Raw genomic sequence first — 24,805 nt, 5'->3', positions numbered from 1 at the left:
CGATGACCGCACCGACCCAACCCACCGCCGACCGAGGTCTACCGCCCATCACCGATGAGGCGACGTGGCGGGCCGCGCTTGCCGACCTGCGCCGCCGCGAGAAAGTCGCGACCCGTGAGCTCGACGCCATCGCCGCGCAACGTCGCCGACTTCCGATGGTCGAGGTCGCCGACCATACTCTCGCCGGCGCCGACGGCCCGACATCACTGTCGGAGATCTTCGCCGGCAGGTCCCAATTGATCACCTACCACCACATGTGGAACGACGGCGCCGAATTCCAGTGCTCCGGATGCACCGGATTCACCTCCCAATTCACCCGACTGGAATTCCTCGAGAACTATGACGCGTGCTTCGTGATCGTCACCAGCGGACCGATCGACGAGGCGTTGGCCTACAAGCGGCGAGTCGGCAATCAGATGGAGTGGTTCTCCGCCGCGGGCACCGACTTCGGCGCCGAGATGGACGCCGCACCTGGAGATGGGTTCGCGGTCAACGTGTTCCTGCGCGACGGTGACCGTGTCTACCGCACCTGGCACACCAACGGGCGGGGCACCGAGCAGTTGACCCACACCTTCGCACTGATCGACCTGCTCCCGTGGGGACGACAGGAGGTGTGGCAGGACTCCCCCGACGGCTGGCCGCAACGCCCCACCTACTCCGGCTGGCCGAGCAGCAGCGACATCGCCGACCGCTATGGAGAAGGCACGCGATGAGCGCCAATCGCGCCCAGCCCGACACCACCGACCAGCCCGACACCGAGTCGATGACCGTCACGCGTCACGTCGACGCCCCTCCGCAGGCGGTCTTCGCCCTGCTCTGCGACCCGGTCCGACACCAGGAGACCGAACCGACGGACTGGGTGCGCGACGCCATCGACACCGCGCCGATCACCCGGGCCGGACAGATCTTCGCGGTCAACATGTTTCTCGAACAGGCCGGCGGGCACTACGTGATCCACAATCTGGTCACCGCATACGAACCCGACCGGGTCATCGCGTGGCTGCCCGGGCAGCTCAACGACTCCGGCGACCACGAATCCGGCGGCTGGTGGTGGCGTTACGAGCTCTCACCCGACGACGACGGCACCTTGGTGCGGCTCACCTATGACTGGACGAACACGCCGTCGGCCTTCCGCGAGCAGGTCGGCGGCATGCCGCCCTTCGGCCGCGGCTTTCTCGAGCAGTCTCTGGCCAGTCTCGACGCCGCGCTCTCCCGGACCTGAGCGATCGCCCGCAGTCTGCCCCATCGCCGCTGGTCAGGCCTCACAGAAAGCTCCCAGCCGGATGCCAGCCGCATGGCAGACTGGAGGCGGAAGGTGATACATGTGAGCGAAACGGGTCAGGGAGCGAAGGTCCTCGTCGTCGACGACGAGGCGAACATTCGTGAATTGCTGTCAGTGTCATTGAAGTTCCAGGGCTACGAGGTGGAGACCGCCGCGGGCGGCCCCGAGGCCATCGACCGATGCCGCAACTTCAAACCCGACGTCCTCATCCTCGACGTGATGATGCCGGGGATGGACGGATTCGGACTACTGCGGCGTCTGCGTGCCGACGGGATCTCGGCGCCCGCGCTGTTCCTGTCGGCCAAGGACTCCGTCGAGGACAAGGTCAACGGACTCACCGTCGGCGGCGACGATTACGTCACCAAACCGTTCAGCCTCGAAGAAGTGGTGGCCCGGCTGCAGGTCCTGTTGCGGCGCAGCGGTTTCGACGAGCGGGCCAAAGAGGTCTCGCGGGTCACCTTCGCCGACCTCGAACTCGACGACGAAACCCACGAGGTATGGAAGGCCGGCAAGCTGATCTCGTTGTCGCCGACCGAGTTCACCCTCCTGCGCTACTTCATGGTCAACGCGGGCACGGTGCTGTCCAAGCCACGCATCCTCGACCACGTCTGGAACTACGACTTCGGGGGCGAGGTCAACGTCGTCGAATCCTATGTCTCCTACCTGCGCCGCAAACTCGATTACGGTGTCACACCGCTGATCCATACCTTGCGTGGCGTCGGATACGTCATGCGGGAGCCGCGGTGAGTCCGAACCCGTATGGCCCGAACCCGCATGGCGCGGACCGGACCGATTGCGGCACGGTATCCCCATGAGTGTTCGCACCCGATCGGCGGCGCCGCCGGCCGAGCCGCCGGCAGGTGCCCCGACCTCACCCGCAACGAAGGTGGCAAAGACCCGCACACGTGGTGTTCCACTGCGTATCTCGCTGGTCGCGCTCACCATGGTGTTGGTGGCTTTCGGGTTGCTGGTGTCGGGGATCGCGGTGACCTCGGCGATGCGCTCGGATCTGCTCTCGCGCACCGATCAGGGCCTGGTGTCGGCGGTGGGGACGTGGGCCAAACCCCGCAACCCGGATATGGATCAGACGCAGGGCCCGCCCATCGGACCGCGCCGGCCGCCGTCGTCGTTCTTCGTGATGACCACCCTCAATTCCGGGCAGGTCATCTCCAACGCCAACGATTTCACCCACACCCCTGACCTGAGCGGACTGTCCGACGGCAACGTCTCGCCGACGACGGTCGGCTCGCAGGACGGCGACGGACCCCAGTGGCGGGTCATCAAACACATTGGCCCCGATGGGGTCTCGGTGGTCGCCGTCCCGCTCTCCGACGTGAACAAGACCTTGTCCCGACTGATGTGGCTGCAGTTCGGCATCGGCGCGGGCGTGGTCGTGGTTCTCGGCGTGCTCAGCTATCTGGTGGTCCGGTCGAGCCTGCGGCCACTGCGGCGGGTCGAGGAGACCGCCCACGCGATCGCCGCGGGCAACCTCAACATGCGGGTGGCCCCGGGCCCACCCAACACCGAGGTCGGTAGCCTGTCCGCCTCGCTCAACACGATGCTCGGCCAGATCCAGCACGCCTTTGCCACGACGGCCGCCTCCGAACAGCAGGCCCGGCATTCCGAGGAGAAGATGCGGCGCTTCGTCGCCGACGCCAGTCACGAACTGCGCACCCCGCTGACCTCGATCAAGGGGTTCGCCGAGCTGTATCGGCAGGGCGCGGTCGCCGACCCGGGCGATGCGATGCGCCGGATCGACGACGAGGCCGCCCGCATGAAACTCCTCGTCGAGGATCTGCTGATGCTCGCGCGGCTCGACGCCCACCGGCCGCTCAACGCCGAGCCCGTCGACATGCTGATGCTCGCCGCCGACACCGTGCAGGCCTCGCGTGCCGCAGCCCCCGACCGTGAGATCCGGCTACAGGTGTCGCCGTCGGACGAGCCGCCCGTCGTGCGCGGCGACTCGGCGCGGTTGGTGCAGGTGATCCGCAACCTCGTCAACAACGCCGTCGTCCACACCCCGCCGGAGGCGACGATCACCGTCGGCGTCGGCGTACTCGACGGGGTCGGCGATGTGCTGGTCACCGTCACCGACACCGGTCAGGGACTCACGCCCGACGAGCGTTCCCACGTGTTCGAGCGCTTCTATCGTGGCGACAGTTCGCGATCGCGGGGCGAGGGCGGCGGCAGCGGACTGGGCTTGTCGATCGTTGCCGCGCTGGTCGACGCGCAAGGTGGCCGCGTCGGGGTCGACTCGACGCCGGGCGAGGGCGCCTGCTTCTGGGTGCGGCTGCCGCGACTCGCGGACTGACTGGCACCGTCACCTCCACGTCACCCGGAGTTCGCGGTCCCGTCGCCGGAATGGGCGATTCTCACACAATGCCCCCAGGATCTGTTGAACCGTCCACGTCCACACGATCTGCCGGCACCCCCACCCGACGCGAGTTGCTGCGCGCGGCGGCGATCGGTGCGTTGGTGCTGCCCACCGGCTCGGTGATGGCCGGCCGCGCGAGTGCCGCACCCACCTCACCGGGTCTGCTGCGTCCGCGCCCACGCCTGACCCACGGGGTGGCCGCGGGCGATCAGAGCGCGAGCGGCGCGGTGGTGTGGGCACGCTCGGACTCGCCGGCCCGAATGATCGTGGAGACCTCGGCCACCGAAACCTTCGCAACACACGGACTTTCACGGGACCGCTGCTGACCCCGCTGACCGACGGCACCGGCCGGGTGCGGGTCGCCGGCCTCCCGCCGGGGCAGACCGTGCACTACCGGGTTCGCCTCGAAGGCCCCACCGGCGCGGTCGGTGAGCCGGTCACCGGCATGTTCCGCACCGCCCAGGTCACCGCCGGCGACGTGCACTTTCTCTGGTCGGGTGATGTTGTCGGGCAGGGCTGGGGAATCAACCCCGACATCGGGGGCCTCCCCGTCTTCGGGGTGATGGCCGACCGCGTACCGGACTTCTTCATCCACTCCGGCGACGCCATATACGCCGACAACACCATCAACCCGACCCAGAAGCAGAACAACGGGCAGCTCTACCGCAATGTCACCACACCCGCCAAAGCGCATGTGGCACAAACCGTCGACGACTTCCGCGGCAACTACGCCTACAACCTGACCGACGGAAACTACCGGCGATTCGCCGCGAGCGTCGGCCAGCTCATCCAGTGGGATGACCACGAGGTACTCAACAACTGGTACCCGGGGGAAAACCTGACCGGTCAGAAACGAGACGGTTACACCCAGACCGACGTCAACACCCTGGCCCGCAACGCGCGGCAGGCCTGGCGTGAATGGCAGCCGGTCTCCGAGGCCACCGGAAACCGGGTGTACCGCAAGGTCTCCCACGGTCCGCTGCTCGACGTGTTCCTGCTCGACATGCGCACCTACAAGGACCCGAATCCGGCCAACTGGTCGACCACCGACGACGGCGGCATCCTCGGCGCCGAACAGACGCGCTGGCTCATCGACTCCCTGCGATCGTCGAGGGCGACCTGGAAGGTGATCGCCAACGACCTGCCGATCAGCATCGTCGTTGCCGATGCGCTGTCCGATCCACGCCACGGTCCGAAGTCGATGGAAGCAGTGGCACAAGGAGATCCGGGCGCGCCCCGCGGCCGGGAGATCGCCTTCTCGAAGGTGCTCTCGCAGACCGAGAACGTCACCGGCAAGGTGTTCCTCACCGCCGATGTCCACTACACCGCGGCCATCTCCTACGAGCCCGACCGCGCCACCTTCCGCGAATTCTCCCCGTTCTGGGAGTTCGTCAGCGGACCCCTGCACGCCGGCGCGTTCCCGGTCAGCCCGCTCGACGCCACGTTCGGCCCGCGCTACGAGTACGTCCACGCCCCGCAGAAGGCCAACACCTCACCGGCAGAAGGCTTTCAGCACTTCGGGGAGGTCCGCATCGCCAAGGACACCAAGGTCCTCACCGTCGACCTCTGCGACTCTCGCGGACAGGTGTTGTACACCAAGGAGTTGACGCCCTGACTCCGACGCGCGCCGACGAGCCGATCGGGCGCGCTCAGATCAGCCGGCGCAACCGCGCGAACTCGGTGACGTCGGCGCGGAAACGGTCGAGGGTGACCAGGGTGTACATGCCGTCGATCTGCCGGTCCACCCACAGCTGGTGGATGCGCCGCAGATCGGCCTGGCGGGACTTCCAGCCGATCCCGTCGATCACCGCGAGGACCAGCTGCCGCGGCAACCGCACCTCGGCCATCTCCTCGATCTCCCGGACCGCGTCGGTGAGCTTGGACCCGGTCGAATCGAAACCCTTTGCCGCGACCACGATGTCGGGTGCGTTCGGATTACCGACGATCAGATCGGCCGGTGCGGTGCGCCCGTTGCGGCCGGAGAACCGGGAGCGGGTCACGTAGTCGAGGCCCAGATCGCGGGCGATGTCCTCGATGTGGTCCTCGATGCGGCGGCCCGACGCACCCGCGCGCGTTGCGGTCAATCGGGTGCCGGCGCGGGCGACGAGGATGTCGGCGAAGGTGTAGGTGCGGTCCATCTGGGCGGTGAGCATGCGCACCAGGTCGAACTCCTCGTCGAGCCACGTGATCAACTCGACGGGCCGCTGCCGCGCCAGACCGTGCCACCCGGAGGTGTCGAACCGGTCGCGCAGAACGTTTTTCAGCTTCTCCTGCGACAACCCGATCGCCAGACCCAGCACCGGGACATCACCGGGATTCTCCCGTACCCACGCCGCGAGACCGGCGACGTCGGTGGCCATCAGCTCACCGAGTCCGGCAGTGGCGGCCGCGATGTGCTCGGCCTCGGGTGTCGACGCCGTCGGGTCGACGTGAGAGGTCAAGCGTCCCAGCGTCTTCAGGTACTCGTCGAAGTCGGGCGCGTCGGCCATCGGCTCGGTGGTCCCGCTCAGTCCCGACCGATGAACAAGAACTCGCTGACGTCACGCCGCGCCGCCGCGGCATGGGTGCCGAAGCTGTACTTGTGATCGATCGCGATGACCTCGACATGTGGCTTGACCTTGCCGAGCAGATCGACGATGCGATCGGGGCCGGGGAGTGCGTTGGACGAGTACGACAGCACGATCGCGCCGGCATCGGTGAAGTGGTCGAAGGTCCGCACCAACGCGTCGTCGATGGAGTGTTTGTAGGCGAACGGGGTGTACCGCTTGGGCAGCTTCTTGGTCTTGGTGTTCTCCATGATCGTCATGCCCTGCCAGTACGCCGAGAGCCCCTCGAGAAAGTGGTAGCGCTTGATGTAGTCGTTGTCGTCGGACGGCGGCGCGTACGGCGGATCGAGGTACACCAGATCCGGAGCACCTCCAAGCACGCCGGTGGCGTCGAGCTCGAAGACGTCGCCGCACGAACTGTGATGCCGTGAGCCGTTGCTGAACACCGTCGCGTTGTAGTCGGCGGCGGCGCGCAGCCGGAAGTGGTCGCGCAGCGACATCCGCAGGTCACGGCGTCCGTCGGCATACCGGCTGGAATCGGTGAAGGTGAACACCCCGCGCGGTTGCTTGCGCGCCGCGGACAACACCAGCGCCGAGATCGCCAGATCGCGCCGATAACCCCGCAGCCGGTCGATGTGCGACCACGCCGAATCCAGGAACGCGCGATCGGCCGCGTCGAAGTACAGGCCGTCGAAGGTCGAGGAGATGAAATCCCGGTCGTCGGCGGGCGGCCCGCAGATCTCCTCGATGAGGTCGGCCTCGAGCCGCACCGACGAGTTGACGACCGTGGCGCGGGTGATGACGTGCGGGAAATTGAGGAAGTCGTTGGTGGCCACCGTGAATCCCTGCGCCTTGAGCAGGTAGGACACGACACCCGACCCGGAGAACGCGTCAACGGCGGTGGTACCGCCGATCTCGGCGAAGGTGCGCTCGAGATGCGGCAGCAGACGGTACTTGGAGCCCATGTACCGCAACCGCGGAAAGCGCTGCGCGGAGGCGACGATGTCGGTGGAGGCGACACGTCGAGATGATGCGGTGGGGGACTCGGCGTGACTCACAGCAGCAAGGATGTCACGGGCCCCCGACAGTCTGACGCCAACACGGCGGTTGGCCGACACGGTGGTGAACATCTTGGCTGCGCCCGGGTCCCCGCGGGCGGCCCGCACCCTAGACTGAGGTGCATGTCGTCGGTTTTCACGAAGATCATCAACGGAGAGCTACCCGGTCGATTCGTCTGGCAGGACGGACAAGCCGTGGCGTTCCTGACCATCGAGCCGGTCACCCCTGGACACCTGCTGGTGGTACCCCGCAAAGAGGTCGATCACTGGGAGCAGATGGATACCGCGTCCTTCACCCACCTCACCGACGTCGCGCAGAAGGTCGGGCGTGCGGTCAAGGAGGCGTTCGACGCCCCGCGGATGGGATTGCTGATCGCCGGCCTCGAGGTGCCGCACGTGCACATCCACGTCTTCCCGGCGCTGAGTATGGAGACCTTCGACCTGTCCAACGCCCGCAAGGACATCACCCCCGCCGAACTCGACGCCGATGCCGAGAAGATCCGGGACGCGCTGCGTTCGACGGGCTACAGCGAGTACGTGAACGACTGACACGCGTGCCCGGAGCTCTCACGGTTTCCGGGTCACTGGGCTCCGGCGTCGGCACCCCCGTCCGAGGTCGAGCTCTGCGTCGCCATCTTGTAGGTCATGTACGCCGCGCCTGCCAAGCACGCGCCGATGATGAGTCCCGCTGCTGCTCCCATGGTGTTCTCCTTGTCGGTCGGCCCACCTCCGGTGGGTCGGTGGATGTCCTGGAGTGGACCCACTCACCATCGCCGGACGGCGCCCGCGGCGAACGCGTAGCGCACTACCCGAATTGCCGGACTCCATCGATCAGTTGACAGGTAATCGGCGCAGGGTCTCGAGGCGCGGTGCCGCCCCCTCACACCGTCCGATGGATCAGCAGGGGCAGCACCGCAGTCGCGCCCGCATCGCGTAAAGCGCTCGCGGCCAACGTGATCGGCCAACCCGACCGGGACTCGTCGACGACCAGCAACACCGCACGGCCCGCCACCTCGGCCGGCGGCTCGCCGAGCCGGGCCTGCCAGAACGCGGCTTCGGCGGCACCGGGAGCGTCCCGGGGTGGCCCGTCGCCCATCTGTACGGGCATCGCCACGCCCTCGCGTTTGCCGACCGAGCAGAGGTGCGCGGCGAGATCGGTGGCCAGGGTGGTGCCGGTCAGACGCAGCGAACAGATGAGATCCGGCCGGATACCGGACTCGCGGCCCCACGCCGACAGCGTCGCCACCGCCGCATCACCGAGGTCGGCGAGCGCCTGCGCATCGTGATCGCATGCGGCGGCGAGCAACTCCGACCACTCCGGTGCGTCGGCGTGCGCGAGTACCCGGCCGGGTTCGGCCAGACGTGCGGCAGGAATCCGGCCGCGGCCGATTTCGCCGCCCGGCCACATCTTGCGGGGCTCGAGTACCTGCGCGGCCCGCCGTAGCGAGACCGTCACCGAGCGCACCACCGCCGGATCGACGGCGTCGTCGAGTGGCTCGGTGAGGTGGCCGAGACACACCGAACAGCGGCCGCACGCCCCGGCGTCCGGGTCGTCGAGCGACTCGGTGAGCAGCTGCATCAGGCAGCGTCGCGAGGAGATGTAGTCGCGCATGATGTCGGCCTCGCGGCGGCGGACCGCGAGCACACCGTCGTAGTGCGCGGCGTCGAAGGACCACGGCCGGCCGGTCACCGACCAGCCGTCGGAGCCGCGTTCGGTGGCGCCGTCGACGGCGAGTTGCTTGAGCATCAACTCGATTCGGCCCCGCCGCACCCCCGTCTGCGCCTCGAGTGCGACGACACTCATCGGCTCGTCGGACTCGCCGAGCGCGTCGAGGACCACCTGCATGCGCTTGGGGTCGGGGATGGTCGCGGTGGCGAAATGCTCCCAGATCGCGTCGTCGGTGGCCGAGGCGAGCAGCATCACCACGGCCTCGTCGAGCGCACGCCCGGCGCGACCGACCTGCTGGTAGTAGGACACCGGCGACGGCGGCGGTCCGACGTGCACCACGAAACCGAGGTCGGGTTTGTCGTATCCCATACCCAGCGCCGAGGTGGCCACGAGTGCCTTGACATCGTTGCGCAGCAACGCGTCCTCGAGCTGGTGGCGGCGATCGGCATCGAGCTGCCCGGTGTAGGCGGCAACCGGGAAGTCGTCACCATGGACCGCTCGGATCGCGCCGACGAGCCGGTCGGCATCGGCGACGGTGAGGACATAGACGATCCCCGACCCCGGCAGCTCCGGGAGATGCTGCGCCACCCACGCGTACCGCTGGATGGGGGAGAGGCCGTCGATCACATTCAGGTGCAGCGACTTTCGCGCCAGCGAACCGCGCAGCACCAGGGTCTGCGTACCGGCGCCGCCGCCTGCACTCAACTGTGCCGCGACGTCGGCGGTGACCCGCTCGTTGGCGGTGGCCGTGGTCGCCAGGACCGGCGTATCCGGGTTGAGCGTGCGCAGGACATCGGCGACTCGCCGATAGTCCGGCCGGAAATCGTGCCCCCAGTCCGAGATCGCATGCGCCTCGTCGATGACGAGCAGGCCCAGCCGCCCGGCCATCGCGTCGAGCACGCGACGCCCGAACCCTGGATTGGCCAGCCGCTCCGGCGACACCAGCAGCACATCGAGATCGTCTGCGCGCAACGACGCCTCGATCTCGCTCCACTCCGACACATTCGACGAGTTCAGCGTCGCCGCGCGCAGACCGGCCCGCTCGGCCGCCGACACCTGATCGCGCATCAACGACAACAGCGGCGACACGATCAGCGTCGCGCCGTGCCGACGCTGCCGCAGGATGGCCGTCGCCGCCCAGTACACCGCGGACTTGCCCCACCCGGTGGCCTGCACGACAAGCACCCGCGCCGCGGCCACCGTGGTCAGTCCCGCGATCGCCTCGAGCTGGTCATCGCGCAGTGCCGCGTCCGGCCCGGCGAGGCTGGTGATGACGGCTTGCGCGGCCGCGAAATCCGGGGAGTTCAGCGTCTGGGTGCCCGACATGTGCCCAATCTATCGTCCTGCGCCGACAACGCCCTGACCTGCGCAGATCGGGCATCGCGGGCGCGGTGGGCAGGGGTGTCAGCTCACAGGTAACTGGCAGGTCGAGCGCAGAGTGGGGTCAGCCGGGGCCGCGAGGCTTATGGGCATGACGACAGAAGCGATCCCGCAGGCCGCCGCCCCGATCATGGTGGTCGCCGACAGCTCCGCCGCTGCCCCCGTCCTCGACATCGTCGTTCCCGTGTACAACGAGGAGAACGACATCGCCCGATGCCTGCAGCGACTGCACGACCATCTCCGTACCAACGTGCCGTTCTCGGCGCGAATCACCGTGGCCGACAACGCGAGCACCGACTCCACGGTCGCCATCGCGGCGGGCATCGCCGACGAGCTCGACGGCATCCGCGTCGCCCACCTCGACGAGAAAGGCCGCGGTCGCGCGCTCAAGGCGGTGTGGTCACGCAGCGACGCCCAGATCGTCGCCTACTGCGACGTCGACCTGTCCACCGATCTCAACGCGTTGATGCCGCTGATCGCCCCGCTGATCTCGGGCCACTCCGACGTCGCGATCGGCACCCGGTTGTCGAAGGACTCGCGGGTGGTGCGCGGGCCGAAGCGCGAGTTCATCTCCCGCTCGTACAACCTGATCCTGCGAACCACGATGCGCGCCAAGTTCTCCGACGCCCAGTGCGGCTTCAAGGCGATGCGCACCGACATCGGCCGCCAGGTGCTGCCCTACATCGAGGACACCGGCTGGTTCTTCGACACCGAGCTGCTCGTCATCGCCGAACGCATCGGTTTGCGGATCGCCGAGGTTCCGGTCGACTGGGTCGACGACCCCAACAGCACCGTCGACATCGTCTCCACCGCGGTCGAAGATCTCAAGGGCTGCGCGCGGGTCGGCTATGCGCTCACCTCCGGCAAGCTGCCGATCGCCGACCTGCGCACCACCGTCGGCCGCGAACGCGCGCCCGGACCGGCGATCGCGGGCGTGCCGCACGGCATGGTCGGCCAACTCGTGCGGTTCTGCGTCGTCGGCGTCATCTGCACGATCGCCTACGCCGTCCTCTACCTGCTGTTGCACTCCTTCCTGGGCGCGCAGGTGTCCAACTTCGTGGCACTCGCGGTGACCGCTGTCCTCAACACCGCGGCCAACCGGCGTTTCAGCTTCGGTGTGCAGGGGCGCGAGGACGCGGTCAAGCATCAGTTCTTCGGTTTCGGGGTGTTCCTGTTCGGGTGGGCGGTGACCGCGCTGTCGCTGTTCGGTCTCGACCACTTCGCCCCCGGCGCGGGCAAGCACGTCGAGTTGCTGGTGCTCGTGATCGCCAACCTGGTCGCCACCGCCACCCGATTCGTCGGACTACGGTGGGTGTTCCGCTCGCATCTGCAGCGTCGCCCGGCCGCCGGGTCCGCGCAGCCCTGACGCCGGCGAGCAACCGACAGAACCGCGCCTCACAACTCCCCCGCGCAGCGGGCCGGTGAAAGAGACCATGAGCGAACCCGACAAATCCTCGATCCCCGAGAATTCGCCCCCGACCAGTACCACCCCAGTTACGGCCCCGGATGAGAACTCCCGGGGCCGTAGCCCTGTCTCGGTACCCGCCGATCCGCCGGCGGTGTGGAAATCCTCGACGCTGGCCCTACTGATCGTGGTGACCGCGATCATCGACCTCTGGCACCTGTCGCTCAATGGGTGGGCCAACTCCTTCTACTCGGCGGCCATCCAGGCCGGTTCGCAATCGTGGAAGGCGTGGTTCTTCGGTTCGTCGGACATGGCGAACTCCATCACCGTCGACAAACCCCCTGCCTCGCTGTGGATTCCGGCGATCTCGGTGCGCATCTTCGGGCTCAATTCGTGGGCCATCCTGGTGCCCAACGCGTTGATGGGTGTGGCGTCGGTGGCGCTGCTGTACTGGGTCACCCGCCGCTACCTCGGGCATTGGGCGGGCATCCTCGCCGGCGGCGTGCTGGCGTTGACGCCGGTCGCGGCGATGATGTTCCGCTTCAACAATCCCGAGGCGCTGCTCATCCTGCTGATGATCGCCGCGGTCTGGGCGTGTCTGCGCGCGGTCGAGGACGGCCGGCTTCGGTGGATGATCCTGGTCGGTGTCTTCGTCGGATTCGGCTTCCTCACCAAGCAACTCCAGGTGATGCTGATCGTGCCGCCGCTGGCCCTGACCTACCTCGCATTCGGGCCCCACGGGTGGGTCAAACGCGTCGGACATCTGGTGGCCGCGCTGGCCGCACTCGTCGTCAGCGCGGGCTGGTGGATTCTCACCGTCGAGCTGTGGCCGGCGTCGTCGCGGCCTTGGATCGGCGGGTCGCAGAACAACTCGATCCTCGAACTCACGTTGGGTTACAACGGTTTCGGCCGACTCTCCGGCGATGAGACCGGCAGCGTCATGCCCGGCGGTGGACGCGGATATGACCGTGGTGCCTTCGGTGGCATGGGCTTTCCCGGTGGTGACTTCGGCGGGCCCGGCGGTCTTGGCGGTCGAGGCGGCATGTGGGGCGAAACCGGGATCTGGCGGATGTTCCAACCCGCCCAGGGCGGCCAAATCGCCTGGCTCATCCCGAGCGCGTTGATCCTGGGCGTCGGTGCGCTGGTGATCCTCGGCCGCTACCGCAGCACGGCGCGCACCGACCTGCGTCGCGCCTACCTCTCGGTGTGGGGGCTGTGGCTGCTCATCACGATGGCGGTCTTCAGCTTCATGGCCGGCATCTTCCACAGCTACTACACCGCAGCGCTCGCACCCGCGGTGGCGGCGGTTCTCGCCGGTGGTGCGGCCGTGGCCTGGCGGGTCCGCGAGAGGCTGTGGGTGCGCATACTGCTCGCGGTCGCCGTGTGGTTCGGCGCGATCTGGGCGTTCGTGTTGCTCGGGCGCTCACCGGATTTCGTGCCGTGGCTGCGCTGGATCGTCCTGTTCGTCGGCGTGGTCGGCGGTGCGGTGATGCTCCTCGCGCATCGTGTCTACCTCTCGGCGCTGGCTCTGGTGCTGGCGCTCGTCGCGGGCCTGGCCGGTCCGCTGGCGTACACGATCGACACCATCACCACCGCCAAACAGGGCTCGATCATCAGCGCGGGACCCCGCGTCGAGGGTGACGGACCCGGTGGATTCGGCGGTCCCGGACGCGGCAACCGTCGCTGGCAAATGCCCGGCGGTATGGGTCAGACGCCCGGAATGGGACAGGGACAGATGCCCGGCGGCATGGGACGGCTGCCCGGCACGGGCCAGATGCCCGGCGGATTCGGCGGGCGCACCGGCGCCTACGGCGCAATGGGTGGCATGGGCGGTCCGGCCGGCGGATTGCTGATGGGCTCGACGCCCAGCGCCGAGATGGTTGCGACGCTCCGAAAGAACGCCGACGACTTCACCTGGGTAGCCGCGGCCATCGGGTCCAACACGGCGTCGGGATATCAACTCGAATCGGGCCACTCGGTGATGCCGATCGGCGGCTTCAACGGAACCGACCCGTCGCCGACACTCGCGCAGTTCCAGAAGTTGGTGGAGCAGAAGAAGATCCACTACTTCATCGGTGGCGGCATGATGATGGGTGGCCGGTCGGACGGCACGTCGGCCCAGATCACCGAGTGGGTGGAGGCCCATTTCACCAAGTTGACGATCGACAATGTCACCTTGTATGACCTGACGTCACCGACCTGATCCGTTAGGGTGCCCTGGTGACTTCACGGATCGGGCATCGGCTCGCACGGATGACCGGCCGCGATCCGCACCAACAGGGGCGGGCCGCGACCAGTCTGGAACTGTTCTACGACCTCGTCTTCGTGGTGGTGTTCTCCGTCGCGGGCACCCAGATGGCGCACTACCTGGCCGAGGGCCATTACCGGACAGCGGTGTTCGGCTATGTGCTGTGTACCTTCGCCGCGATCTGGGCGTGGATCAACTTCAGTTGGTTCGCCTCGGCGTTCGACACCGACGACTGGTTCTTCCGCGGTGTCGTGCTGATCCAGATGATCGGTGTCGCCATCCTGGCGCTGGGTGTGGCGCCGGTGTTCAGCTCGATCGAACATCACGAGCACGTCGACATCCGGGTCCTCGTCATCGGCTACGTGGTGATGCGTGTCGGGCTGCTCACGCAATGGATCCGGGCGGGTCTGCAGAGCGCGGAGTACCGCAAGACGTGCTTCACCTACGCCGCCGCGGTGCTCGTGGCGCAGGTGGCGTGGGTGATCGTCGCGATCGTCGATCTCGCCCTGTGGCCCACCATCATCGCGATCGCCGTCTGCGCGCTCATCGAACTCCTGGGTCCGATCGTCGCCGAGAACTTCGTCAAACCCACACCCTGGCATCCGCACCACATCGCCGAGCGGTACTCGCTGTTGACGATCATCACCCTCGGCGAGGGCGTGGTCGGCACCGTTGCGGTGATGCAGGCGGCCGTCGAATCACAGGGGTGGTCGATGCAGACCGCGGTCTTCGGGGTCGCCGCCATCGTCGTCACCTTCGCCATGTGGTGGATCTACTTCGTCATCCCGGTCGGCGACCGGTTGCACGCGCGCCCCGACAAGTGCTTTCCCTGGGGCTATGGGCACATCGTCATCTTCATGGCCGCCGCGGCCACCGGCGCGGGTCTGGAGGTCGCCGCCCTGTGGACCGAACACGAGGCAACGATCAGCCCGGGCGTGGTCGTCGCGACCGTGGCGGTGCCGCTGGGTATCTACTGCCTCAGCATGCTGGCCATGTACGACTATTTGTTGCCGTTCGACCCGGTGACCCTGCTGTGCGGGGCAGGCACCATCGCCTTCCTCGTCGGCGGGGTCTGGGCCGCCGACGCAGGGTTGTCCCTGTCGGCGGCGGTGGTGCTGGTGGCGTGTGCGCCGCTGTTCATCGTGGTGGTCGACGAGATCTTCGGGACGACGCGACGCGCCAATACCCTCGGCGGGCCCGAGGCGGCGCCGACCCGGAATCCGGACTGCCCGATCGATCTCACCGACCGGTGACCGCCGGTGGCCGAGAATCCCGCGCGGACCGACCGGGTCCCGACGAATTAGAGTCATCCACGTGCGCGTACTCGTGATCGGCTCGGGCGGCCGCGAACATGCCCTGCTCCTCGGTCTCGCCGACGACCCGTCGGTCACCGAACTCCACGTCGCGCCCGGCAACGCCGGCACCGCGGCGATCGCCACCAACCACGGCGTCGACGTGGCCTCGGCCGACGAGGTGGTCGTCCTGGCGCGGACCGTCGCCGCCGACCTCGTCGTCATCGGCCCGGAGGTGCCGCTCGTACTCGGGGTCGCGGACGCCCTGCGCGCGGCGGGTTTTGCCACGTTCGGCCCCAGTGCCGCCGCGGCCCGCATCGAGGGGTCCAAGGCGTTCGCCAAAGACGTGATGGCCGCGGCCGGGGTGCGCACCGCCCACGCCGAGGTCGTCGACAATCCGGCGAATCTCGACGCCGCACTCGATCGTTTCGGGCCGACCTGGGTGGTCAAGGACGACGGACTGGCCGCCGGCAAGGGCGTCGTGGTGACCACCGACCGGGCCGCGGCGCGCGATCACGCCGCCGAATGCCTGGAAAGCGGTCACCCGGTGCTGCTGGAGAGCTTCCTCGATGGCCCCGAGGTCTCGTTGTTCTGCCTGGTCGACGGTGAGACCGTGGTGCCGCTGATCCCCGCCCAGGACCACAAGCGCGTCGGCGACGGCGACACCGGACCCAACACCGGTGGCATGGGCGCCTATACGCCGTTGCCGTGGTTGCCCGATGAGGTCACCGCCCGCATCGTCACCGAGGTCGTCGAACCCGTCGCCGCCGAGATGGTGCGGCGGGGTTGCCCGTTCAGTGGTCTGCTGTATGCGGGGCTCGCGATCGGCGAGCAGGGGCCCGCGGTGGTCGAATTCAACTGCCGCTTCGGTGACCCGGAGACCCAGGCCGTGCTCGCCCTGCTGAAATCCCCTCTGGGACAAGCCCTCAACGCGACATCGACCGGTACTCTCGCCGACCTGCCGCCACTCGAATGGGCCGACGGCGCAGCCGTGGTGGTGGTGGTCGCCGCCGAGAACTACCCGGCGAGCCCGCGGACCGGTGACGTGATCACCGGCGCCGAGGGACCCGGCGTGCTGCACGCGGGCACCAAGCGTGACGCGGAGGGTAACATCGTCTCCGCGGGTGGGCGCGTGCTCGGGATCGTCGGCGTGGGCGAGGATCTCGCGGCGGCACGCGCACAGGCCTACGAGCGTCTCGCCGGCGTCAAACTCCCCGGCTCGCATCACCGCACCGACATCGGCCTGGCCGCGCTGGAAGGCCGGATTTCCCTGTAGCCCGTCTCTCTTGAACCCTGTCTTCCGGTAGCTGTTGTCCGCCAATGGTTTTTGAGGGGTCACGCCTGCAGGCTGCGGCCGAGGAACTCGATCTGCTCGGGTAGGACGCCGCGCCAGTAGCGGTTGTCGTGGCCACCGGGACCGCTGGTGAACGCGGCCGGCGGATGCAGTCCGGCCGCCCACACACGCGTGTAGGTGAAGAACTGATCGCTGGAGCCAACGGCGATCATCAGCGGGATCCGACGGAACGCGTCCTGCTGGCCGAACAGTGAATTCTGTTGGTAATCGGCATAATCGTCGAAGGCACGTGGCGGGAAGGTGCGTGGATCGGCCCACAGCGCGGGCGAGCTGACCGCGATCGCCGCGACCCGAGGGGCGCCCAGGGTCGCACCGATCCGCAACGCGCCGTAGCCGCCCATCGACCAGCCGTAAAGGCCGATGCGATCGGTGGACACGTCGAGATCCGGATGCGTGGACAGCATCGGGATGAACTCGTCGATCACCATGGCCGCGCCGTCGGAGCCGTCGGCGCGGCGGTGCCAGTAGTTGCGCGCCCCGTCGACCGCCGCGATGGCGAACGGTGCGTTGCCGGCGTCGACGTAGGCCTGTAGTGCGGTGTGCATCGCCAATGGCGGGGTGAAGATCGTCATCTCGTCGGTGCGCAACGCGTGCAGCACCACGACGACCGGCAGCGTTCCGCTCACGCCCGCCGGGCGGGCCACCACCCAACCGGTGTCGCGGCCGAGCATGTGTGACGAGGTGAAGCTGCCGGTGACCAGGGACGGATTGTCTCCGCCCGGCGGTGTCGAGGGGATCGTCGAGGATGGCGATCCCAGCAGATCGTCCCCGGGTGGGAGTGCGGCGCGGTTGTTCTCCAGCGCCACGGTGTCCTCGGCGCACGCCGCCAGCCCGAGGGCGAGTGCGCCGAGCCCGCCGCCGAGCACGCCGCGCCGCGACAGGCGGATCGGGGCGGATCGGTCACGGCGCATCGCCGACAACGATAGTGGGGACCGGACCAGATCAGCGCCGCCGACCGAACAATCCGCGACGCGGGGCGTCGGGATGGCCGGGGCACCATTGCGCCGCGGGCACCGAGGCCTTCACCTGCGCGACATGCCTGCCGCATCCCGACCATGTGGTCTTGCCGCAATCGCGGCACCGGACTGCGTGACACATCAGGCGACCTCCGCCAGGTTCGGTGGTCCGGACCGCGGTCGCTCGACCTGTGCGAACGCCGTCGTCCCGGCGAGGGTGGTCAGTGCGTCGAACAGCCGGTCGGCCTCGTCACGGCCGGGAATCCCGGTGAGTACGGGACCGAAGTAGGCTCGTCCACCGAAGACGGTGATAGGACTGCCGCCGGTGCCTCCGAGCGCTTCCTGGCTGGCACGATGGGCGCGGCGGACCGCATCGTCCCAGACGGGATCATCCATGGCGGCAACCAGATCGGTGGGCAGTGCGCACTCGGCGAGCGCCTCGAGAACCAGGCGCTCCGACAATGGACTCCCGTCGCTGTGCAGTCGACGACCGAGTGCGAAGTACAACTCGCGCATCGCCTCGTCTCCGGCGGCGGCCAGAAGCCGGCCCGTCCGGCGTGAGACGATCATCCGCTCGGCGTGGGCGCCGCCGACCTCGCGGTCCTCGTTGAGTACGGCCAGGCTCATCGGCCGCCAGGTGGCTCCTACGCCCCGGCGCTCGGCCACGCCGGCCAACCAGCGGGATGCGGCCCAGGCGAACGGGCAAGCCGGATCGACGTAGATCTCGACGTCGCCGACATCGGGAACGGTTGTGGGCGAGGCGTTCACGAGGCCACCGCGCTGCTCAGTGCATCGATGGCCGCGCGCAGTTTCGTGGTGGCGGCCGCGGCGACGTCGGGGAGCCCGGGTGCGTCCGCGACGGCGACCATGAGGTCGGGGTTCATCGCCTCGACGATGATCGACTCCGCGCGCGAGGTGTCCTCACGGACCACCACATTGCACGGCAGCAACAGACCGATCTGCCGGTCGACGCCGAGTGCGGCATGCGCGAGCGGCGGATTGCAGGCACCGAGAATCAGGTAACGTTCCATGTCCTCGCCGAGTTTGGCCTTCAGCGTCGCGGTCACGTCGATCTCGGTGAGCACGCCGAATCCTTGTTGCGACAGTGCTTCTCGGGTACGCGTCACCGCCTCGTCGAAGCTCGTGCCGGACAGTGTGGTGGCGATGGCCAGATCCATCGGGATTCCTTTCTCTCGTCCTCGCGCTCGTGTGGCCCGACTCGTGGTCAGGCGAGTGCGAGGAACAGTTTTTCCAGTTGATCGTTGGTCATGGGTTCGCCGGTGGGTTCGTCGCCGGCGATGCACTCGCGCAGACCGGTGGCGACGATCTTGAAACCCGCCCGGTCGAGTGCCTTGGACACCGCGGCCAGCTGCGTGACCACGTCCTTGCAGTCGCGACCCTGCTCGATCATCGCGATGACACCGGCGAGTTGGCCGTGCGCCCTGCGGAGTCGGTTGAGTACGACCGCGATTGCTTCTTCGTCGCCGACCATGTGGGTTCCCTTCGCTGTGGATGTGCCGACACCCATGATACCCCTCGGGGTATACCTGGAGGAGGCGTCAGTGGCCGAACGAGATGGCCGGCAGCAGCCGGTCGAGCCATCGGGGCGTCCACCAGGCCCCGTGGCCGGTGATCCGCAGGAGTACCGGAAGCAGCACGAGGCGGATCAGTGTGGCATCGAGCAGGACCGCGACACCGAGGATGATGCCCATCTCCTTGGGCGGAAGTGGTTGGGCCAGTGCGAAGGTGAAGAACACCGCAACCATCACCGCGGCGGCCGCGAAGATGATGCGACCGGAGTAGGCCAGTCCGTCGACCTGCGCGGTCCGCGGATCACCCGTGCGCTCGTAATGTTCCTTGGCGGTCGCCAGCAGGAAGACGGTGTAGTCCATGGCGATTGCGAAGATCATCGCAAAGAAGAACACCGGACCCCAGCCGTCGAGGAAGCCCTGCGGGGTAAAACCGAGCAGACCCGAACCGTGCCCGTCCTGGAAAATCAGTGTGGCGACACCGAAGGCCGCGCCCGTCGACAGCAAGCTGACCAGGGTTCCCAGCAACGCGATCACCGGGGCTCGCAATGCGACCAGCAGAAGCAGGAAGCCCAGTGACAGGATGACCGCGACGATCACCGGGAACCACGTGTTCAGCGCGTCCTGTAGATCGAGGTTCTCCGCCGCGGCGCCACCGACGAGAGCGCCCGCAGGAACCCGGTCACGCAGATCGGTGAGTATGCCGGCCATTTCCGGCGCGGACGGATCGACCGACGGAATCGCTTGCAGCATCGAATATCCCGAGTTGTCCGGTGCGGCCTGGGCCGGCGTGACCATGGCGATACCGGGCGTCTGTGCGGCTGCGGTGGCCGTTGCCGGAGCGTCCGGGGTGGCAACGATGATCTGCAGTGCACCGGGGGCGCCGGGACCCATGTTGTCGGCGACGATCTGATAGCCCTGGCGGACCGGCGCGTCGTCGGGAACGACGGTGATCGACGGCATCGCGACCTTCAATCCCAGCACCGGCAGCGCCAACAGGATCAGGATGGCGAGCGAGACGACGGCGAACGGCCACGGGTGACGATGCAGCAGCTCTCCCCAGCGCCCGAAACGGTGCGACCGGTGCTCCTGCTTCTTCGCCCACGGCAGCGAGCCGGCATTGACCTTGGTGCCCAGGGCCGACAACACCGACGGCAGCAGGGTCATGGTGGCCGCGAGGACGAAGACGACGGCGAGCATGATCCCGACGGCCATCGTGCGCACCGCGGGCGCCGGAACCATCAGCACCGCGGACAAACTCACCAGCACCGTCAGACCCGAGAGGAGCACTGCCTTGCCCGCGGTCTCCATGGTCTCGGCGACCGCGTGTTCGGGTGTCTCGCGTAGCGCGATCGCCGCACGGAAGCGCGACACCATGAACAGGGCGTAGTCGATACCGAGCGCGAGGGCGAACATCATCGCGAAGTTCATGGCCCACACCGAGATCGGGGTGACGGTGTTCAGCAGCACCAGGCCACCGGCCGAGGCGACGAGTCCGGCGATGGTCAGCAGCAGGGGGAGCCCTGCGGCCACGAGAGAGCCGAAGGCGATCACCATGATCGCCAGCGTGATCGGCCAGGAGAACATCTCGGCCGTGATCATCGCCTCGTGATTGGCCTTGTTGAAATCGCTCCACAGTGCCGAGGCGCCCGTCGGATACACCTGGATCCCGTTGCCGGACAAGCCGGTCAACGCGGCCTTGTGATCATCGACCGCCTTGACCATCGCGTCGGTGTCGGCAGCGGCGCCGATGATGACGATCGCGGTGTGGCCGTCGCGGCTGACGGTCATTCCCGGTGTCGGGGCGATGACCGGACCGAAGCGCGGGTCGCTGCGCGCGATCCCGGTGATCTCGGCGATCACGTGCCCGACTGCCGGGTCGGTGACCTGGTGGTCGTCGGAGTGGATCACCACCTGCACCGCAGCCGACGAGTTGCCGCCGAAGTGCTGTTGTGCGAGCTCGCGGACCTGCACCGACTCCGATCCGTTGGCCTGCCATCCGGCGCCGGCCAGGGAACCGAACACACTCGGCGCCGCGGTACCGAGGCCGATGACGAGCAGGAACCAGATGCCGAACACCCACCGGCGGTGCGTCGCGGTCCACACCCCGAGCCGTCCCATCGGGCCGGGTCGGGTGTCGTCTGCTGCCGCGGGTGCTGGTTCGTCGGCAACGGTGGTGGAGTGGTCGGTCGGGTCCACGGAGAGTTCTCCCTCGCATCGTCAGATACCCCAGGGGGTATTGGTCGGTGACGACGAATATACCCAGGGGGGTATCGGACCACAAGGGGTGGGTCAGGCGGGCAGGGCGCGCTCCAGCGGGCGGCCGTTCACGTCGAACGACAACGCCAGGCTCGATCTCTGGTCGGTGAGCACGCACTGCGAGATGTCGGAGGCCGCACCGGCCGGGGTCGCGATCTCGTTGGGGCGCTGCCACATCACGTGCCAACCGAGCCGGACCGCCAAGCCGTGCAGGGCGACGCGGTGATCGCCGACGGCCACTTCGCCAAGAAGCGTGGGCAGTGTCGCGACGAGGTCGGTGAAGGTCGGTTCGGCAACCGGCAGACCGGTCACCTGGACGATCTCGAAGCCGCCGTCGGCGTCGTCGATGCGCACGACCGGTCCCGCGCCGCTCAGTTGGGCGGCGACGGCACCGAGGGTCGCGGCGATCAGATCCGCGTGCTCCGACTCGGGGTCGTTCGTGCCGGGCACGCGCAGTTCCGGGGAGATCAGGGCGGCGACGCCGAGACGTTCGCCCGCACGCCGCATCTCGGCGAGGCGCAGATCGGTCGGCAGGTCGCGGGAGGCGTCGGCCCAGGCCCACCGGATCAGCCAGCCCGCGGCTCCGGCACGCCGCACCGAGGCCACCGGCGATCGGTGGGCGCGGATTTGCCGGTGCGGGTCGGTGGTCGCGGTGAAGACCACCGCGGTGTCCTCGACCGTGGGTGTGTAGCTGCCGAGGCGCTGGGTGAGGTAGGTATGCAGCGCGACGCGGCGCAGACCGGCATACCAGGCGCCGCAATTGGCGACAGCGCGCAAACCGTCGAGATCCATGCGGGTCACGCTAGTGCCGGAATCGGCACTGTTGCCCCATCTGTCAGGTGATCGAACGACCGGTCCTTCACGGTGGCTGATCCGCCGAAAAAGGAGTGGTGACCCAGGTCACCCTGGCAGCATGGTCGCCATGACATCGGCCGCCACCCCGAAGGGAACGAGGCGGCGGACTCGACTCATCGAGGCCGCCGGTGCGCTCCTGCTCGAAGGGGGTTTCGACGCCGTCCGCCATCGTGCGGTCGCCGACCGGGCCAACCTGCCACTGGCCTCGACGACCTACTACTTCGCCTCGCTGGAAGATCTGATGGCCGAGGCCGCCATGTACGTCACCCGAAGCGCCGACGAGGCGATCGCGGCCCGCGGTGCGGCATTGACCCGGCGACGACGCGGAGTCGGGGCGACCGCGGAAGCGCTCTCGGAGGTCTTCATCGGGGCGCAGACCCCCATCGAGGATCTCGCCGCGCGCTACGAACTGATCGCGCTCGCGCCCCGGTACCCGCTGCTGCGCGACGTCGTCGAGGAACGCAGGCACCACGTCTCGGCGATGCACGCAGAGGTACTCGAGAAGTCCGGCCGCCGCTCCGACCCGCATCACGTCGGCTGGTTGATCGCGGTCGAGGACGGTGCCGTCGTGGGGACCCTGGGCTGTGCCGAGACCTCGCCGTTCGAGGCCGCACGCGCCGCTCTGAATGGTGTCGTCGACATCCTGGCACCGCAAATGTGAAGACCTGCAACCGAAATCAGGGGTCGGGGAGAGAAAGGTGAGTCATGGGGGAGCACAGGCGTGCGATGCGCCGGTGGGCGGCATCGCTGGCGGTGGGCGCGGCGGTGGTCGCCGGAGTACTGGCGGGGACCGGGTCGGCGTCGGCGGCACCGACCGGGCCGGTCGACGCGGGGGTGCCGTTCTCGTCGGTGGTCTACGGCACCGGCTGCACCTACAACCTGACGGTGCCGGTCAACTCCGTCGGCATGGTCTCCTTCTACGAGCAGCGTCGGGGATTCGCCCCGATCTTCATCGGCAGAGCGCCCGCGTATCAACTGATCGCGACGGTCAACTGGACGCCGCGCCGACTCGGCGACCGGATGCTCTATGCGGTGCAGAACGGCGTCACGTCGCCGATCACCCTCGCCCGGGTGCACCAGGGGTACGGCTCCGGGGGCCTGTGCTTCGCCCTGTAAAGACGCCGACGGCACGCAAACTACACTGTTGACGTGTCGAAACCTGCCATCAGCAACGTCCTCGCGAGCCGCTATGCGTCGACCGATCTGGTCGAGATATGGTCGGCGACCAACAAGATCGCCGCCGAACGCCGACTCTGGATCGCTGTCCTGCGGGCCCAGCGCGACCTCGGGATCGACGTGCCCGACAACGCCATCGACGACTACGAGCGGGTCGTCGACGACATCGACCTCGGGTCCATCGCCGAGCGTGAACGCATCACCCGCCACGACGTCAAGGCGCGGATCGAGGAGTTCAACGCGCTCGCCGGTCACGAGCAGATCCACAAGGGGATGACCAGCCGCGACCTCACCGAGAACGTCGAGCAACTGCAGATCCTGCAGTCGCTGCGGCACGTCCACGCCCATGGCGTCGCCGTGCTCGCGCGGCTCGTCGAACGGGCCGCCCAGTACTCGTCGCTGGTGATGGCCGGACGCAGCCACAATGTGGCCGCGCAGGCGACGACGCTGGGCAAGCGATTCGCGTCGGCCGCCGACGAGTTGATGATCGCGCTGACCCGACTCACCGAACTCATCGACCGCTATCCGCTGCGCGGCATCAAGGGGCCGATGGGCACCAGCCAGGACATGCTCGACCTGCTCGGCGGGGACGCCGGCAAGCTCGCCGACCTCGAGTCGCGGGTCGCCGGGCATCTCGGGTTCTCCCGGTCGTTCACCTCGGTCGGGCAGATCTACCCGCGCTCCCTCGACCACGACGTCGTCTCCGCACTCGTCCAGGTGGCCGCGGCACCGTCGTCGCTGGCCCACACGATCCGGCTGATGGCCGGACACGAGCTGGTCACCGAGGGATTCCAGCCCGGGCAGGTCGGGTCGTCGGCGATGCCGCACAAGATGAACACCCGCTCCTGCGAGCGGGTCAACGGCCTGGCCGTGGTGCTGCGCGGCTACGCGTCGATGACCGCCGAGCTCGCCGGCGCGCAGTGGAACGAGGGCGACGTCTTCTGCTCGGTGGTGCGTCGCGTGGCGCTGCCCGACGCCTTCTTCGCCATCGACGGCCTGATGGAGACGTTCTTGACCGTGCTCGCCGAATTCGGCGCCTATCCGGCCGTGATCGCCAACGAGCTCGACCGCTACCTGCCGTTTTTGGCCACCACCAAGGTGTTGATGGCGTCGGTGCGCGCGGGCGTCGGGCGTGAGACCGCGCACGAGGCGATCAAGGAGAATGCCGTGGCCGTGGCGCTGGCCATGCGCGAGGAGGGGCGCGAACCCGATCTGCTCGACCGGCTCGCCGCCGACGACCGCATCCCGCTCGATCGGGCACAGCTCGATGCATTGCTCGACGACAAGGAAGCCTTCGTCGGTGCGGCGGGCCGCCAGGTCGCCGACGTCATCGCCGCCGCCGAGAAGATCATCGCCGAGAACCCGCAGGCAGCGGCCTACACCCCGGCGCCGATTCTGTAACGAGGACACTGGCTGTCCGCG

The 24,805-nt window shown here is 68.1% G+C and carries 21 protein-coding genes and 1 pseudogene; 13 read left to right on the top strand and 9 right to left on the bottom strand.

Translation table 11 applies throughout. From position 1 onward, the window contains the following. The first annotated feature begins 2 nt into the window (after positions 1-2). The 5 genes and pseudogenes from J6U32_RS25245 to J6U32_RS25225 all read left to right on the top strand — a co-directional run bounded on the left by J6U32_RS25245 (position 3) and on the right by J6U32_RS25225 (position 5,271). On the top strand, positions 3-713 hold the full coding sequence (locus tag J6U32_RS25245) for a DUF899 domain-containing protein (protein ID WP_208792660.1): 711 nt from the start codon (positions 3-5) through the stop codon (positions 711-713). After that, positions 710-1,222 carry an SRPBCC family protein gene (locus J6U32_RS25240; protein ID WP_208792659.1) on the top strand — a complete coding sequence of 171 codons (513 nt, stop codon included), beginning with the start codon at positions 710-712 and terminating at the stop codon, positions 1,220-1,222. Before J6U32_RS25245 ends, J6U32_RS25240 begins: the two co-directional genes overlap by 4 nt. A gap of 102 nt (positions 1,223-1,324) precedes the next feature. Beyond that, positions 1,325-2,029 carry a response regulator transcription factor gene (locus tag J6U32_RS25235; RefSeq protein WP_006369679.1) on the top strand — a complete coding sequence of 235 codons (705 nt, stop codon included), beginning with the start codon at positions 1,325-1,327 and terminating at the stop codon, positions 2,027-2,029. Between the two features lie 64 nt (positions 2,030-2,093). Continuing rightward, complete coding sequence (locus J6U32_RS25230; RefSeq protein ID WP_280118964.1) at positions 2,094-3,593, top strand: HAMP domain-containing sensor histidine kinase; 1,500 nt, start codon at positions 2,094-2,096, stop codon at positions 3,591-3,593. A gap of 68 nt (positions 3,594-3,661) precedes the next feature. Continuing rightward, a pseudogene (locus J6U32_RS25225) lies at positions 3,662-5,271 on the top strand (alkaline phosphatase D family protein). A gap of 34 nt (positions 5,272-5,305) precedes the next feature. On the opposite strand, the gene J6U32_RS25220 reads toward J6U32_RS25225, so the two are convergent. Together J6U32_RS25220 and J6U32_RS25215 are read right to left on the bottom strand one after the other, a co-directional pair. Further along, on the bottom strand, positions 5,306-6,145 hold the full coding sequence (locus J6U32_RS25220; protein WP_208792657.1) for a hypothetical protein: 840 nt from the start codon (positions 6,143-6,145) through the stop codon (positions 5,306-5,308). Positions 6,146-6,162: 17 nt separating this feature from the next. Next, complete coding sequence (locus J6U32_RS25215) at positions 6,163-7,167, bottom strand: DNA adenine methylase (RefSeq protein ID WP_208796328.1); 1,005 nt, start codon at positions 7,165-7,167, stop codon at positions 6,163-6,165. 216 nt (positions 7,168-7,383) lie between these two features. Between J6U32_RS25215 and J6U32_RS25210 the strand changes: the two genes are divergently transcribed. Continuing rightward, entirely contained in the window at positions 7,384-7,809 is a 426-nt protein-coding gene (locus J6U32_RS25210) for an HIT family protein (protein WP_079928662.1), read from the top strand. Between the two features lie 331 nt (positions 7,810-8,140). Here J6U32_RS25210 and J6U32_RS25205 read toward each other — a convergent pair whose 3' ends face one another. After that, the gene (locus J6U32_RS25205; RefSeq protein ID WP_208792656.1) at positions 8,141-10,255 is read right to left on the bottom strand and encodes a RecQ family ATP-dependent DNA helicase; all 2,115 of its coding nucleotides are present in this window, start codon (positions 10,253-10,255) and stop codon (positions 8,141-8,143) included. 145 nt (positions 10,256-10,400) lie between these two features. Here J6U32_RS25205 and J6U32_RS25200 point away from each other — a divergent pair, with 145 nt between their 5' ends. The 4 genes from J6U32_RS25200 (at position 10,401) to purD (ending at position 16,530) form a co-directional block, all read left to right on the top strand. Then, positions 10,401-11,675, top strand: coding sequence for a glycosyltransferase (locus tag J6U32_RS25200; protein WP_208792655.1), 1,275 nt, complete (start codon positions 10,401-10,403; stop codon positions 11,673-11,675). A 67-nt stretch (positions 11,676-11,742) separates the two neighbouring features. After that, positions 11,743-13,917, top strand: coding sequence for an ArnT family glycosyltransferase (locus J6U32_RS25195; RefSeq protein WP_208792654.1), 2,175 nt, complete (start codon positions 11,743-11,745; stop codon positions 13,915-13,917). A gap of 50 nt (positions 13,918-13,967) precedes the next feature. Continuing rightward, positions 13,968-15,215 (top strand): low temperature requirement protein A, encoded by a 1,248-nt coding sequence (locus tag J6U32_RS25190; protein ID WP_425324159.1) that lies wholly within the window; start codon positions 13,968-13,970, stop codon positions 15,213-15,215. Between the two features lie 61 nt (positions 15,216-15,276). Further along, on the top strand, positions 15,277-16,530 hold the full coding sequence (gene purD / locus J6U32_RS25185) for a phosphoribosylamine--glycine ligase (RefSeq protein ID WP_208792652.1): 1,254 nt from the start codon (positions 15,277-15,279) through the stop codon (positions 16,528-16,530). 59 nt (positions 16,531-16,589) lie between these two features. Here the strand turns inward: purD and J6U32_RS25180 are convergent, their stop codons facing one another. From J6U32_RS25180 to J6U32_RS25155, 6 genes are all read right to left on the bottom strand, one after another. Further along, positions 16,590-17,519 carry an alpha/beta hydrolase gene (locus J6U32_RS25180; RefSeq protein WP_208792651.1) on the bottom strand — a complete coding sequence of 310 codons (930 nt, stop codon included), beginning with the start codon at positions 17,517-17,519 and terminating at the stop codon, positions 16,590-16,592. Positions 17,520-17,705: 186 nt separating this feature from the next. Continuing rightward, positions 17,706-18,332 carry a DsbA family protein gene (locus J6U32_RS25175; protein WP_208792650.1) on the bottom strand — a complete coding sequence of 209 codons (627 nt, stop codon included), beginning with the start codon at positions 18,330-18,332 and terminating at the stop codon, positions 17,706-17,708. Then, positions 18,329-18,742, bottom strand: coding sequence for a DUF302 domain-containing protein (locus J6U32_RS25170; protein WP_208792649.1), 414 nt, complete (start codon positions 18,740-18,742; stop codon positions 18,329-18,331). The genes J6U32_RS25175 and J6U32_RS25170 overlap by 4 nt, the downstream gene beginning before the upstream one ends. Positions 18,743-18,789: 47 nt before the next feature. Continuing rightward, positions 18,790-19,056 (bottom strand): metal-sensitive transcriptional regulator, encoded by a 267-nt coding sequence (locus tag J6U32_RS25165; protein ID WP_208792648.1) that lies wholly within the window; start codon positions 19,054-19,056, stop codon positions 18,790-18,792. Positions 19,057-19,123: 67 nt separating this feature from the next. After that, positions 19,124-21,214, bottom strand: coding sequence for an MMPL family transporter (locus tag J6U32_RS25160; protein ID WP_244333036.1), 2,091 nt, complete (start codon positions 21,212-21,214; stop codon positions 19,124-19,126). Between the two features lie 171 nt (positions 21,215-21,385). Next, positions 21,386-22,144, bottom strand: coding sequence for a DUF6882 domain-containing protein (locus tag J6U32_RS25155; protein WP_208792646.1), 759 nt, complete (start codon positions 22,142-22,144; stop codon positions 21,386-21,388). Between the two features lie 121 nt (positions 22,145-22,265). Between J6U32_RS25155 and J6U32_RS25150 the strand changes: the two genes are divergently transcribed. From J6U32_RS25150 to purB, 3 genes are read left to right on the top strand one after another with little or no spacing between them, the layout of a single operon-like run. Next, on the top strand, positions 22,266-22,868 hold the full coding sequence (locus J6U32_RS25150) for a TetR/AcrR family transcriptional regulator (protein WP_006369697.1): 603 nt from the start codon (positions 22,266-22,268) through the stop codon (positions 22,866-22,868). A 44-nt stretch (positions 22,869-22,912) separates the two neighbouring features. Further along, entirely contained in the window at positions 22,913-23,323 is a 411-nt protein-coding gene (locus tag J6U32_RS25145; RefSeq protein ID WP_208792645.1) for a hypothetical protein, read from the top strand. A gap of 33 nt (positions 23,324-23,356) precedes the next feature. After that, entirely contained in the window at positions 23,357-24,784 is a 1,428-nt protein-coding gene (purB, locus tag J6U32_RS25140; protein WP_208792644.1) for an adenylosuccinate lyase, read from the top strand. The last annotated feature ends 21 nt before the right edge of the window (positions 24,785-24,805 follow it).

Origin of the sequence: Gordonia polyisoprenivorans (assembly GCF_017654315.1) — a bacterium.
Taxonomy (GTDB): Bacteria; Actinomycetota; Actinomycetes; order Mycobacteriales; family Mycobacteriaceae; genus Gordonia; species Gordonia polyisoprenivorans_A.
This window is presented reverse-complemented; position numbering and strand designations above follow the sequence as displayed.